The organism is Pediococcus cellicola (assembly GCF_001438655.1).
Classification (GTDB): domain Bacteria; phylum Bacillota; class Bacilli; order Lactobacillales; family Lactobacillaceae; genus Pediococcus; species Pediococcus cellicola.
The window spans coordinates 1-13,853 of record NZ_JQBR01000003.1 but is presented as its reverse complement, the minus strand read 5'-3'; the positions used below and the strand labels follow the sequence as shown (position 1 = coordinate 13,853).

Annotated in this window: 9 protein-coding genes and 1 tRNA gene; 9 read left to right on the top strand and 1 reads right to left on the bottom strand. The window is 39.3% G+C overall.

Features of this window, described 5'->3' with window-relative positions; genetic code table 11:
* The first annotated feature begins 119 nt into the window (after positions 1-119).
* Together IV80_RS03250 and IV80_RS03245 are read left to right on the top strand one after the other, a co-directional pair.
* A complete protein-coding gene (locus IV80_RS03250) occupies positions 120-1,496 on the top strand; it encodes a sugar porter family MFS transporter (RefSeq protein WP_057749480.1) in 1,377 nt (458 codons plus the stop codon).
* Between the two features lie 16 nt (positions 1,497-1,512).
* Complete coding sequence (locus tag IV80_RS03245; protein ID WP_057749477.1) at positions 1,513-2,667, top strand: glycosyltransferase; 1,155 nt, start codon at positions 1,513-1,515, stop codon at positions 2,665-2,667.
* Between the two features lie 156 nt (positions 2,668-2,823).
* Here the strand turns inward: IV80_RS03245 and nagE are convergent, their stop codons facing one another.
* Positions 2,824-4,821: an N-acetylglucosamine-specific PTS transporter subunit IIBC gene (nagE, locus tag IV80_RS03240; protein WP_057749474.1), complete on the bottom strand. Its 1,998-nt coding sequence runs from the start codon at positions 4,819-4,821 to the stop codon at positions 2,824-2,826.
* 415 nt (positions 4,822-5,236) lie between these two features.
* Here nagE and licT point away from each other — a divergent pair, with 415 nt between their 5' ends.
* The 7 genes from licT (at position 5,237) to IV80_RS03205 (ending at position 13,407) form a co-directional block, all read left to right on the top strand.
* Positions 5,237-6,076 carry a BglG family transcription antiterminator LicT gene (gene licT / locus IV80_RS03235; protein WP_057749471.1) on the top strand — a complete coding sequence of 280 codons (840 nt, stop codon included), beginning with the start codon at positions 5,237-5,239 and terminating at the stop codon, positions 6,074-6,076.
* An 81-nt stretch (positions 6,077-6,157) separates the two neighbouring features.
* A complete protein-coding gene (locus tag IV80_RS03230) occupies positions 6,158-8,044 on the top strand; it encodes a beta-glucoside-specific PTS transporter subunit IIABC (RefSeq protein WP_057749469.1) in 1,887 nt (628 codons plus the stop codon).
* A gap of 18 nt (positions 8,045-8,062) precedes the next feature.
* Complete coding sequence (locus IV80_RS03225) at positions 8,063-9,505, top strand: glycoside hydrolase family 1 protein (protein ID WP_057749466.1); 1,443 nt, start codon at positions 8,063-8,065, stop codon at positions 9,503-9,505.
* 312 nt (positions 9,506-9,817) lie between these two features.
* Positions 9,818-10,495: an ABC transporter transmembrane domain-containing protein gene (locus IV80_RS03220; RefSeq protein WP_057749463.1), complete on the top strand. Its 678-nt coding sequence runs from the start codon at positions 9,818-9,820 to the stop codon at positions 10,493-10,495.
* 9 nt (positions 10,496-10,504) lie between these two features.
* Complete coding sequence (locus tag IV80_RS03215) at positions 10,505-11,434, top strand: ATP-binding cassette domain-containing protein (RefSeq protein ID WP_057749460.1); 930 nt, start codon at positions 10,505-10,507, stop codon at positions 11,432-11,434.
* A 3-nt stretch (positions 11,435-11,437) separates the two neighbouring features.
* Positions 11,438-13,084, top strand: coding sequence for an ATP-binding cassette domain-containing protein (locus IV80_RS03210; RefSeq protein ID WP_057749457.1), 1,647 nt, complete (start codon positions 11,438-11,440; stop codon positions 13,082-13,084).
* 250 nt (positions 13,085-13,334) lie between these two features.
* Positions 13,335-13,407, top strand: a tRNA-Thr gene (locus IV80_RS03205).
* Positions 13,408-13,853 lie beyond the last annotated feature (446 nt).

The following is a 13,853-nucleotide window of genomic DNA, read 5'->3' as shown; positions in this document are numbered from 1 at the left end:
AAAAATAGCGTGTTACGGTGTAAATGGATGGCACTTTAAATTAGTTAGCAAAGGAGGGAAACTTTCGAGGCAGAATACTGATTTGAGAGTCATTTTTAATTTTCTAAGGAGTGATTTATTTGCATCAGAGAACGCGAAATTTACGACATACGACAAGTGTGATTACGATTGGCGGTCTGTTGTTTGGTTATGATACAGGTGTTATTAATGGTGCCTTGCCGTTTATGTCGAATCGTTCGCAGCTTAATCTAAATGCCATGGGCCAAGGATTAGTCTCTAGTGTGCTTATTTTAGGAGCTGCGTTAGGATCTATGTTTACAGGAAAGATATCGGAAGTCTATGGTCGTCATCGCGTAGTGCAATGGATTGCCAGTTTGTTTATTGTGGCAAATCTCTTGTGTGCACTTGCCATCAATGAGCCAATTTTTATTACCTTTCGGTTTGTTTTGGGGATTGCCGTAGGAGCCGCTTCCGAAGTGATTCCTGTCTATTTATCAGAAATTTCACCCATTAGGGCACGTGGCATGGTTGTGACACGTAACGATTTTAAGATCGTATTGGGTCAATTCTTTGCTTACGTCGTGAATGCCATTCTTGGCGGCGTTTTTGGCCATGTCATGTGGATCTGGCGGGTAATGTTATTTATGGCGACACTGCCAGCTTGGCTTTTGTTGCTTGAGAATCGGAGTGTACCAGAAAGCCCGGTTTGGCTTTGGAAAAAAGGCTATTTAAAAAAAGCCAAGACCGTTATGTTGAACTATCTCCGTCCTAAAGAGGCTAAACAAGAAGCAGCAAGCCTTGAAGCGGATGGCACAAAAGTGCAAACGCTGAACTGGCGGGAAATTATTTTTTCACGTCATTTTAAACTTATCATGATTGGTGTGGGACTGGCCATTGCACAACAAATTACTGGCGTGAATGCCATTATGTATTACGGAACGTTAATGTTGGAAAAAACGGGATTAACACGAAGTTCTTCGCTATATGGCAACATTATGATTGGGTTAGTTTCCGTTCTGAGTGTGGGTATTAGTGTCCGAATTGTCGGTCGATATCAGCGCCGTCATTTATTATTGATGGGCTTAATCGGTAGTTCTACTATTTTAGCAGCTTTGAGTTTGATTACACATCAGCTCGCTGGGACAACACTGGCTCTGACAGTTTTAGGATTCATCACGTTATTTTTAATATGCCAACAAGGGTTAATTAGTCCGCTTATTTGGTTGATACTGTCAGAGTTGTTTCCGATTAACATGCGTGATGTGGGGATGAGTGTCGCAACATTTTTTGTTTGGTTCGCGGATTTCGCCGTGAGCTTAGTTTATCCCATTCTAATGAATGCGATCGGGCTATCTCAAGTGTTCCGAGTCTTTGCCGGATGCGGGGTGTTGTGCATTATTTTCGTTTACTTGGTGGTTCCGGAAACCAAGAATAATTTGTGGACAACAAGTAGCAAAGCAGATCTACAAGCACAGGAAATTCAAGCTTTAAAGTAAGGAGGAGTCATATTTTATGAAACCAGTGAAAACAGTTATGCAAGATGTACCACAAGGAGACATTCACGAATACGATAATATTTTAAAATATTTTAATTATGAACCAGCTAAGCAAGAGAAAAAGGATGTTTACCATACCATTACCTTTGTCACTACGGGAATCATTGCTTATGACGGTGGGCAAACGACCATGCTACATTTAGGTACGTTACTTAGTCAAGAAGGCTACGACGTTTATTATTTAAGTTACGTCCCGCAGACGCGCCAAGAGATGGCACAAAACGCTGAATTTAACTATCCGAGTTATCAAGGAACTTGTTTAGACATGAGTCAGTTGGATGAGCACAAATCTGATATTTGGATTGCCACGTTATGGGAGTCGGCTTATGTCATTAAGAACAAACCAGGATATAAAATGTATTTTGTTCAAGACTATGAACCTTATTTTTATCCTTTTGGGGATCGTTACCAGTTGGCTAAAAAGAGTTACGAGCTAGGATTGCACATGGTGTCTTTGGGACCATGGTGTGCGAAAATGATCCGTGAAAATTGTCAGGTAAATAGTCCAATTGATCAAATTAATTTTCCAGTTAATTTAGAAAGCTATCCTTATCAAAAACGAGATTTTAGTCGTTATCAAAATAAAAAGACGTTTGATGTGGCAGTTTATACCAAATGGCGTAGTCCACGTCGCGCACCTATTAATATTCAACTAACGCTGAAGAATTGCCAAAAGATCCTTGCTAACCATGGTGTAAAACTAAATTTACATTACTTCGGCACCGAAAAAGACGCTCAGTTTATAAGTGGTGAAAATTTAGGAAAACTAACGCAAGCTGAAATGATTAAACTGTATCATGAAAGTGACTTTGGTATTGCACCGTCCATGACTAATTTCTCACTCGTTCCATTTGAAATGATGAGTTGTGGCTTACCACTCATTGATTTTAAGGAAGGCACAGGTAAGTATTTCTTACCAACGGGATCCTATTTACAAACGAGTTTCAACGAGAAAGATTTAGCACAAGCTTTCTTGAATGCCAGTCAGAACAGCTTTGTCATTGAAAAACGTGTCCAAAGGGGAGTTGCGCATTTGCAATCGATTACGTGGAAACAAACGCTAACTGATTTTGCCGCGATTATTGAAAAGATCTCAGTAGCCGTAGCTTAATAACTGAACAAGCGTAATCAAAAAAGTGAAAAAAGGTTTTGGCTTCGCGCATACGACGTAGTTAAGTGACGAAGCCAGCTTTTCCCCACTTTCGATGATTAAAGTTTAGAGACCCAAAAAGGCCGGGAGTTTTCCCGGCCTTTTGTTTACGAACTTTTATTTGGTTGTGCTTTCTAAGATTTTTGTATCGGAAGACACCTGATTGTTAAGTATTTTAAACTTCAGCAATGAAACAGCATCCATATTAGTAATAACGACTAACATGGAAGTTTGTTTGTCGGCGTCTTTAATAGCTTGTAAATTCACTTGAGCAACCAAGTCACCGTGTTTAACAGATTGTCCCTCGGTCACTTTGACGTCAAAAGGTTTGCCTTTCAATTCAACGGTGTCAATTCCCATGTGTAACAAAATTTCGAGACCGGAATCGGTTGTAAAACCGATCGCGTGCTTGGTAGGAAAGACAGTGGTGACTTTACCATCAACGGGGGCCGTGATGGTACCATCATCGGGATCGATCGCAAATCCATCTCCTAACATTTTTTTGGAGAAGGTTGGGTCAGCCACATCTTCAATATTTAAGTAGCGCCCAGTAGCCACGCTGTAAAAGTCATTTACGACACCTGATTGAACGTTGGTATCTGCAGGGTGGCTTGGAGTTGATTTTGAAGCTGTGGTGGTCGCTTGTAAAGCCGAAAGAGGTGTCTTTTCATTAAATAGTTGACTTAAGGCGTCAGCGACAAATTGCACTTCTGTGCCAATCACAATGTGGAGATTAGTCTTGTCTAACTTGTTGATACCCACGGCACCGCTGCGTTTGATGGCGGCCTCGTCAATTTTGTCTGTATCTTTAAGTTGCAAACGTAAACGGGTGGTGCAATTATCAACGGCAGTTAAGTTGTCACTGCCGCCTAAGGCAACGTAAATCTTTTTAGCCTGAAGGGTATATTTATCATCTTTTTGATCCGTTTTAATGGCCACTGGTGCGCTTTTTGTGTCACCAGTTGTAACGGGTTCGCGTCCAGGAGTCATTAAATTGAATTTTTGAATGGCAAAGTTAAAGCCAAAGTAATAAATCACAGCCATGACGAGACCTTGAAGAATTAACATCAACGGTTCGTTGGCAATGGGATTTTTTAAGCTTAGGACATAGTCAATGAGTCCAGCACTGAATGAGAAACCAGCTGTCCAGTGCATAAAGGCGGCAAAAGCCATTGAGAGTCCCATAAAGAAAGCGTGAATCACATACAATGGCCAAGCCACGAACATGAAAGAAAACTCAAGTGGTTCCGTAACACCAGTGAAAAATGAAGCGAAGGCTCCAGCAAGCATCAAAGAACCCACTTCCTGTTTTCGTTCTGGACGGGCATTGCGATAAATAGCGTAAGCACCAGCTGGTAAGCCAAACATCATAACTGGGAAGAAACCAGCTTGATACATACCGGTGATACCTTTGGGACCTTCATGGGCCAGAAATTTGCCAATATCATTAATGCCGGCAACGTTAAATAGAAAGACAGAGTTTAACGCTTGATGGAGGCCGGTTGGAATTAGTAAACGATTGAAGAATCCATAGATACCGGCTCCAAGTGGTCCTAAGCCAACTACAAATTTACCAAAAAGAACTAAGGCATTGTAGAGTGGAGGCCAAACAACTAGTAAAACAGCACTGATGATTAACATAACGAGTGCCGCTAAAATAGGAACTAATCGTTTCCCACTAAAGAATGACAGCGCCATAGGCAATTTTGTTTCGTGGAATCGATTATAGAGGGCTGCAGCAATGAGTCCGGATAGTATCCCGATAAAAACATTACTGATGGCCGCAAATGATGGATCAACGGCCGAAACTTTTGTTCCCAGCAAGGTAGCAACCGAACTCGTTTTTAAAACGTTAGTGGGAACTTCAAAAGCCACTAACCCGGCAAGTGCGGCGGCACCATCTTTGTCTTTAGCCATTCCTAAAGCCGTCCCGACCGCAAAGAGTAACGGTAGTTGGTTAAGAATTGCATTTCCGCCAGCCTGCAAGAAGTTAGCGATAAAGCCGTTGTCGGCAGATGCCCACCAAAAGCCAACGCCAACAAGCAGCGCGGCGGCTGGTAAAACAGCGACGGGGAGCTGCAAAGAACGCCCTAATCTTTGAAAATATGTTTTCATAATGGAAAGCCTCCTGAAAAAGAATGAAAGTTACAAAATAATTTCATTTATTAGTCTAGAATATTTAACACAAAAACACAAGTGGTCATGTTACATTATGTCACATGATATATAACTTTTTGGCTGTTTTACAAAAATTGGTCTAGTCATCCTTGCTGTGAGTAAATTGAGATTTTACAATCTGAAAATGAACTTTCTGAACAAATCGTGCCATAAGTTTCATGAAAAGGTTTGACAGCGGATACATTCACTGTTAATATAGAAACATTGTCACAATGTGATTGCGTTCGGGTAAGCATGTGTGGCCGAAACTATTAAATTTGAATAATTAAGGTGTTATCAAAATTTTGAGCATGACTTATTTATTGTAGGAACAAGTGAACCTATGATGGATAAGTCTTTTTAGGTGGTTTAAGTGAAAATAAAACGCGTTTTAAATAATAATACAGCCATCTCTGTAAACCACGATGGCATGGACATTTTGCTGATGGGACCCGGGATCGCATTCGGTAAAAGACAGGGACAAGAGATTGAGATTGAAAAAGTAGAGAAGACTTTCATAATTAAGGATCCGGATACCATGAATAAATTTACGGATTTAGTCATTGATGTTCCTTTGAATGAAATTATGATTGCCGAAAAAATTATCAATTTTGCTAAAATTAAGTTGGGTAAACAACTCAACGAGATTATTTATGTGAATTTAACGGATCATTTGCACACGACTATTCAGAGGTATCGGGATCAAATTATTTTAAGAAATCCTTTGAAATGGGACGTGGCGCGTTTTTATCCAGATGAATTTGCGGTCGGGCAAAAATTGGTGGAAGTCGTCAAAAAGGAACTAGGCATCGCACTTGAAGATGATGAGAGTGCTTTTGTGGCTTTGCATTTTGTGAATGCAGAGACAGAGTCTGGTGTTGAGCAAAATTTAGCCTATGGCGTCACCAATATGGTTAAAGAAGTTGAGGACATTGTCAAAAATTATTATCATACGGAGTTTGACGAAGGTTCGTTAAATTACTATCGATTTATCACGCATCTGAAGTTTTTTGCACAACGGGTGCTTTTAAACAAACATTATGACGACGATGATGAAGATCTTCTTCATACTTTGGAAAAGAAGTATGCCCAACCGTATAAGTGTTCTCGCAAAGTACAAGCGTTTATTCAAAAGAAATATCAGTACGAGATTAGTAGCACAGAATTATTATATTTGACGGTGCATATTAGTCGGTTAGTTAAAAATTTATAGGGTGTTATCTTAATTGAGCATGACCTAAATAGCGTATTTGGCTATTTGGGTCTTTTTTTATAAAAGAAGGGAAGTTTATTCATGGATTACGTAAATTCAGCTAAACAAATTTATAAAGCAGTGGGTGAAGATAAAAATATTCATTCACTGATTCATTGTATGACCCGACTACGCTTTCGTTTAAAAGACGAAAGTATTGTGGATGACGAAGCGGTAAAAAATATCCCCGGAGTCGTGGGCGTGAATCATCAGTCAGGCCAATACCAAGTTATCATTGGTAATGATGTCACTAATTACTACAATGAAATTTTGAAGTTAGGCAAGATCGATACCGGAGATGCCAGTCAAGCTGATGAGCAAACCGACAGCAAAGAAAAGGTCAACTTGTTCAATCGATTTGCTAATTTTATTTCGTCTTGTATGTCACCTTTGATCCCTGCTTTAATCGGCGGTGGGATGATCAAGGTTATCTTGATTATACTGCCCCTATTAGGCTGGTTAAACGAAAAAGGACAAAGCTATGCCATTTTGAATATCTTTGGAGATGCTCCTTTTTATTTTCTACCAGTTATGTTGGCATATACTGCCGCTAAGTACTTTAAAGTAACACCAATGTTAGCCATTACAATTGCTGGTGTGATGATTCATCCTAACTTTATCGCGATGGTGACGGCGGGAAAAGCCGTTCATTTTATGGACTTGCCAATTACATTGGTAAATTATTCCTCATCAGTTATTCCAATTCTGATGGTCGTTTGGGCGATGAAATACATTGAAATGGGAATTGACAAAGTTTGTCCAGCATCTTTAAAAAGTATTTTGAAACCATTATTAGTTTTATTTATTACAGGTACTTTGGCATTGGTTTTGATTGGACCAATTGGCACGTACGCTGGAAAACTATTGTCAGCTATTATTCTGTTTATTCAAAGCAAGGCTGGCTGGTTAGCGATGGCTTTGATGGCAGCCTTTATGCCACTTATTGTCATGACAGGCATGCACTGGGCATTTGCCCCAATCTTCTTAGCAGCTTCAGTGGCATCACCCGATACCCTGATCTTACCAGCAATGCTAGCGGCGAATATTGCGCAAAGTGCTGCTAGTTTTGCGGTTGCGATCATGACTAAAAATCGAAACACTCGCCAAATTGCAAGTGCTGCAGGAATTTCGGCCTTGTTAGCTGGGGTGACTGAGCCCGCCTTGTATGGTGTCACGCTGAAATATAAAAAGCCGTTATATGCGGCCATGATTTCTGGTGGTGTCACTGGATTGTTCATGGGCTTTGTAAATCTGAAGTCCTTCGCATTTGCCGTACCATCTCTAATTTCGTTGCCACAATTTGTTAGCAAAACAGACAGCAGTAATTTAATTAATGCCATTATTGTGTTGGTTGTGTCCTTTGTGCTTACATTTATTTTGACATTTGTATTTGGTATTAATGAAAAACCAGTTGAAGCAGCAACAAAAACAGAAACCAAAGATCAGCCTAAAACAACTGTGCCATCTGGCGCCAAAGAAACTAAAAAAGTTTATAGTCCCGTTAAAGGTGAAATGATTAATTTAGAGAGTGTCGCAGATGATACCTTTGCCCAAAAAATGTTGGGGGATGGGGTGGCCATTATTCCTGAAGAAGGCAAAATTTATGCGCCGTTTGACGGTGAAGTGATGACCGTTTTTCCAACCAAACATGCCATTGGATTAAAGAGTGATAACGGCATTGAGTTGTTGATTCATATTGGCTTAGATACCGTTAATTTGAAAGGAGCACCTTTCACTGCACATGTCGCAGATAACGATAAAATTAAAAAGGGACAGTTACTGATGGATGTTGATTTGGCAGCGATTAAGCAGGCTGGATACGATACTACCACACCAGTGATTGTGACGAATACCAAAGATTTTGTTGAAATTGTGTCGAATGAAAAAACAACGGTCACTAATGAAGATGTGGCTATGTATATTATTTAATTAAGGAGGAAACTAAATATGAGTCGTTTTCCCAAAAACTTTATGTGGGGTGGCGCAACAGCTGCTAATCAATTAGAAGGTGCCTACCAAGCTGATGGTAAGGGCTTGTCCATTGCTGATGCTTTGCCTGGGGGACCAGATCGTTTTAAATTGGTGAATGCACCCGACTTTGATTGGACGATTGACGAACAACAGTACACCTACCCTAATCATAATGGCATTGATCACTATCATCGTTTTAAGGAAGATATTGCCTTGTTTGCCGAAATGGGCTTCAAGTGTTATCGCTTTTCGATTGCGTGGTCACGAATTTTTCCCAATGGTGATGATCAAGAGCCTAATGAAGCTGGATTGAAATTTTATGATCAAGTCATTGCAACTTGTCAAAAATACGATATTGAACCCGTGATCACCATTTCACATTATGAAATGCCTTTAAATCTCGTTAAAAAGTACGGTGGCTGGAAGAATCGCCAATTAATCACGTTTTATGAACGATTCGCACGTACGGTGTTGACACGGTATTATCATCAAGTTAAGTATTGGATGACGTTTAATGAAATTAATAGTGCCTACACATTTCCAGTAATGGGTCAGGGCTTAATTGCAGCTAACGGTGCTAATGACAAGCAAAATATTTACCAAGCTTGGCATAATCAGTTCGTTGCCGGGGCTAAAGCCGTTCAAATTGGACATACCTTGGACCCTGAGCTAAAAATTGGGTGCATGCTGTTATATGCCACAACCTATTCTTACGATGCTAATCCAATTAATCAGTTGGCCACGTTAGAACAAAATCAAGCTTTTAACCACTTTTGTGGGGATGTTCAAGTGCGTGGAGAATATCCAGCTTATACGGAAAAACTCATGAATAAGTTTGGTTTCAGTTTTTCCGATTTGCAGGTTGGTAATGAGGATTTAGCACTTTTAAAAGCCAATCCCGTAGATTACATTGGGTTTAGTTACTATATGTCTACAACTATTGATGTTGCTGACTCGGATCGAGAACAAGCCTCAGGTAATTTGATTGGTGGGGTAAAGAACCCCTTCTTGAAGACTAGCGAGTGGGGCTGGCAAGTGGATCCTGTTGGACTGCGAATTGCTTTGAATGAGTTGTACAATCGTTATCGTAAACCATTATTTGTTGTTGAGAATGGTTTAGGAGCAGTTGATAAACCGGACGCTGAATTTCACGTGCAAGATGATTATCGTATTGATTATTTGCGGGAACATATTCAGGCCATGGCCGGGGCAATTGAAGATGGTGTGGATCTCATGGGATATACACCGTGGGGATGCATTGATTTAGTGAGTGCTTCAACAGGTCAAATGTCGAAACGATATGGCTTTATCTATGTCGATTTAGATGACCAAGGACATGGAACCTTGAATCGATACAAAAAGGCTTCTTTTGATTGGTACAAAGAAGTGATTGCTAGCAATGGCGAACGATTAAATTAGCTTAGGCATTACTGTCGAAATAGCCTTCCAAAATGAGAGAATTTTCTCGTTTTGGGAGGTTTTTTTGATGCAGTCGGAAGATGTTGAAAAACATTTGCGTCAAAATGCCATTTCTTGGTGGGTGTGAATTTGTTTGTATGGCTGGCTAAGATTTACTGGCCATTCATTTTGCTCCTTACCATAAAATTATGGAGATTTATGATTAAAAGAATCTAATTTAATTTTAACCGTTTACAAATAAAATAAGGAGTGATAGGATGCTTTTAACACGGTAGCGGTTTTAGAGGAATAGGTAAGAAAGTAGGTGATTTGATGCGATTAAATGATGTTTTAAAACTGGTGCCTAGATCAGCATATCCATGGCTCATTTTAAGTAAATTATTTATGAGTGGCTTTAATTTGTTTGTTTCTATCATGATTCAAGTGGGAATTGCGATTGCAATGCAACGCGAAGGCACACGACTTTGGGGCGTTTTAATAGCTTTGATTTTAGGATCGTTACTTTATGGCCTCATTTTCTATAAGTATTCAATGCTTATGGAAAGTATCAAGAAGCACATCAGCGAAACAGTTAGTCTCAAACTTATGCGAGGCTTTTTAAATTACCAAAATAGTAAGGATATTAAAGAGGGAGAACTAGTTAATTTAGTTAATCAAGATGCTGAAACGATCGCAAATTATCTATACTCTGGTGTTTCGCCATTATTTGATTTTTCACTCTCTTTACTTTTGGGGTTAGGCTATGTCTTTATTGCGTCATACGTAGCTGGTTTTTTTTACCTTGTCATTGGCATAACTTTTTTCTTGTTAGCACGTGGCTTTTATACTAAGCAGGCTAAGGCACGAAGAAAATATGAACGCCTTGATGACCAGCATAAACGTTTCTTTACAGAGCTATATCGAAACATACCGCTCCTTTCAGTTTTTCATGTGGCTAATTGGGCTTTGGATACCCATAAACATTTTTATGACCAAAAAATGCCTGATTGAAAGCAAAATGTGAATACAGCAGCTGCCAATAATGGTTTGTTTACGGGTGGTATTTATTTTGTAGAAATTATTTCGCTGGTTGGAGGACTCTTTTTAGTCAAAAACAATTTTCTTAACCTTAATGTTATGGTCGGAGTTTGGAATGCTGGAATTGGCTCAATTTTGGATCCGTTTATGTCACTACCGGTTGTGACTTCTTTTTTGGCACAACAAAAAGTTGCGATTGACCGAGTAAATAAACGATTAGCGGCTGTTAAAACTGAACAGACTCATGAAGATAATGTAAAAAGCACAACACAAGAGCCATTGCAGAAGTTGATTTTTCACAATGTTGACTTTACTTATCCCAGTCAGACTGAGCCTGTCTTTGAAAAGCTCAATTTATCTATTTTAAAAAGTCAAATCACTTTTGTTGTGGGTCATAATGGTGCTGGTAAAACAACACTAATTAAGCTCCTTTTGAACTTGTTAGATCCTGGAAAAGGTAGCATTTCAGCAGTAAACGAGAAAGGCCAACAGCGGACACAATTTCAAGGTGCTTTGGCTTATGTTCCGCAAAGAAATCAATTGTTCAATACCACAGTTTGGCGTAATTTGACGTTGGATAAGCCTTATGATAGGCAAGATGTGCATCAAGCTTTACAGGCGGTCAATATGGATCGGATTATAGATGCACTACCGGACGGTTGGCACACAGAGGTTGGTAAAGTAACTAATTTTTCTGAAGGTCAGATGCGGCGCCTTTCGATTGCCAGAGCACTTTTAGCGCATAAACAATTTTTAATTATGGACGAGCCCTTTTCGGATTTAGATGCCAGAAACCAGTCTGAGTTAATGCATACAGTTCGCGAGCTTAGCCAAAAAATCGGTGTTTTAATTATTACGCACACTTTTGATCTTATTCAGGATAGTGACACGGTCATCAAAGTAGGTAAATAGCTTATGGAAAAACAAGAAAGACAATTTTTGAAATCACTTTTTAGGGAAAAACGACTTATTTGGTTATGGATTGCCGGTGTACTAGGTGCCGTTGCTGAATTCTTTTTAGCAAATGGTTTAAACGGGCTAGTAAATTACTTGAGTGCAAGTCCGGTGCGATTCGTTTGGAATGCTGTTTATTTGACGGCTTTAAGCCTTGTGATTGGGCTTTGTCGTCTTTTTACAGTTCGTCGTCAAGGCGTTTTGAAACAAGTTTATGAATTCAAAATTGTTGATCAACTGATTCAAAAAGCGTTCACGAAAAAAACGAGAGTTCTTGAACAAATGGGAGAAGGAAGTTGGCTGACGTTAAGCACCTCGGATGCCAATTTGTTAGCAGGTGTAGTTCCGGAAACGGTGACGAGCTTGTTGGTTGGTATAAGTTCATTTGTGGCAGCCCTAATATTTGGATTTTCGACTTCGTGGTTACTAACGTGTGTGATCTTAGTTCTGAGTCTCTTTTCAGCATGGGTGCCAAAAATAACTGGGAGGCTAATCAGTCAAACACAGCAAAAAAAGCAGGTTAACCAAGAAAATATGCAAGAAACGATGTTGCAGGTTTTTGATGCTAGGGCCCTATTGTACAGTTTTTTTGCCGAGAAATTTGGACTGACTTTATTTAAGGAAAAGTACGAAAAATACACACAAAGTCAACTTGAAAATGCAAAAAGTCAGTGGAAAATGACGGGATTGAGCCTAGCGTCAGGATTCGTTTTTGATGTGACGCCGCTAGTGTTCAGTATTTACTTAATCAGTATTAACCAGCTGACACTGGGGCAATTTATGGGATTTAATGTGTTAAATGCCAATTTCACATGGGTCTTCTATCAGTTGCCTGGACTGTATGCCAACTGGTTACGTCAAAAGGTCTCTTTAACAAGAATTGTAGACTTTTTGGAACAACAACAAGTTACAGAGATTGCCATGGAATCAATGAGTCATCCAGATAGCTTGGGTTTCAGAAATGTTTCATTTCGCTATACGAAAGACCAAAAGTGGGTTTTGAAAAATGCAGACTTCTTCATTAATTTGAAAAGTAAAGATAAAGTTCTTTTGACAGGTGAGAGTGGAACAGGCAAGACAACCGCCGAGAAATTATTAATGGGTTTTTATAGGCCTACTTCCGGAAACATAGAGATTTTAAAAAATAAAAAAGTAGTGCAGCGTGTCGCTCATAGGGAACTTGTGTCCTATGTTCCTCAAAAGACAGAACTTTTTTCGAGTACATTAAGAGAAAATATTCTCTTAGGTCGTGAACTTTCAGACAAACAGTTGGCCAAGGTCGTTGAAACAGCAGAATTAACTGATTTGGTCACAAAATTACCTGATGGTTTAGCATCTAGGGTGTCTGGTGGAGACCAAATTAATTTATCTGCAGGGCAGTTACAAAAAATTGGTTTGGCACGAGCGTTGGTGGAAGAACGACCGTTATTAGTTTTGGACGAACCTACTGCGAACTTAGATCAGAAAAGCGAAAACGACTTTTTACGCGTTTTAAAAAAATTACCGGTGGCTATTTTAATGGTTTCTCATCGCCCAAATTCGACTGCAAAATGGTTAAGGCGGGTTATTCTAAAGAATGAAAAGATTGCATCTTTACCTGAAAAATAGCTCGTAAAAGGTAGCTCTAATTCTGAACCAATATCTAAATATTATTTTGATGGCTTTTCATGCATAGAAATTAAGAGTAACTGTCTTAGACTTGCTTCCAAGCTAGATTCTTGATAAAATACTCATCTAAGCGGTTATTGCGCCTAGCTACATAGGCTAGTTACTTGGAAAAAATAAATAAATTTCAAAAAAGCATTTTATTTATTGGTCAAATTCGGTATACTAGTTAAGGAGCAATTTTAGTTTTTATGCTTGTTTAGCTCAGTTGGTAGAGCATCGCTCTAGTAAAGCGGAGGTCGCTGGTTCAAGTCCAGTAACAAGCATGATAAAGCATTCACACTGGTGAGTGCTTTTTTTGTTGTCTGTGAGTCTAGCTTTATATCATAGTAAAAAATGATGCGCAATTTTGAGTGAAGCGACGCCTCAATAAAACAAACATATTAATATAATTTCACATTGACACTAAAAAAATCTGTGGTAAATTAAAAATATATTAGAAAACGAGAAAACATAAGATACTGCGATAAGAAGAGTAGCATGGTTAGTATGATTTTAGAGACCGTGGGTTGCTGAGAACGCGGATCAGAATACGATGCGAAGATGAACTTGGAGTAAATTGACAGTGCAAGCTGTGAATTCGTGGTGAGGTTCGTTAACGCCTCTGACTTTTGGAAACAGGAGTTGTTGAGGCAGGATATGCGAATATTCTACAAATCAAGGTGGTATCACGGAAAGCGTCGGAACTGAAGTTATAATTTGATACAAACAT

Coding starts and splice junctions, on each gene's coding strand:
- IV80_RS03245 (WP_057749477.1), top strand. CDS start 1,513: ATGAAACCAGTGAAAACAGTTATGCAAGATGTACCACAAGGAGACATT.
- nagE (WP_057749474.1), bottom strand. CDS start 4,821: ATGAAAACATATTTTCAAAGATTAGGGCGTTCTTTGCAGCTCCCCGTC.
- IV80_RS03230 (WP_057749469.1), top strand. CDS start 6,158: ATGGATTACGTAAATTCAGCTAAACAAATTTATAAAGCAGTGGGTGAA.
- IV80_RS03225 (WP_057749466.1), top strand. CDS start 8,063: ATGAGTCGTTTTCCCAAAAACTTTATGTGGGGTGGCGCAACAGCTGCT.
- IV80_RS03220 (WP_057749463.1), top strand. CDS start 9,818: ATGCGATTAAATGATGTTTTAAAACTGGTGCCTAGATCAGCATATCCA.
- IV80_RS03210 (WP_057749457.1), top strand. CDS start 11,438: ATGGAAAAACAAGAAAGACAATTTTTGAAATCACTTTTTAGGGAAAAA.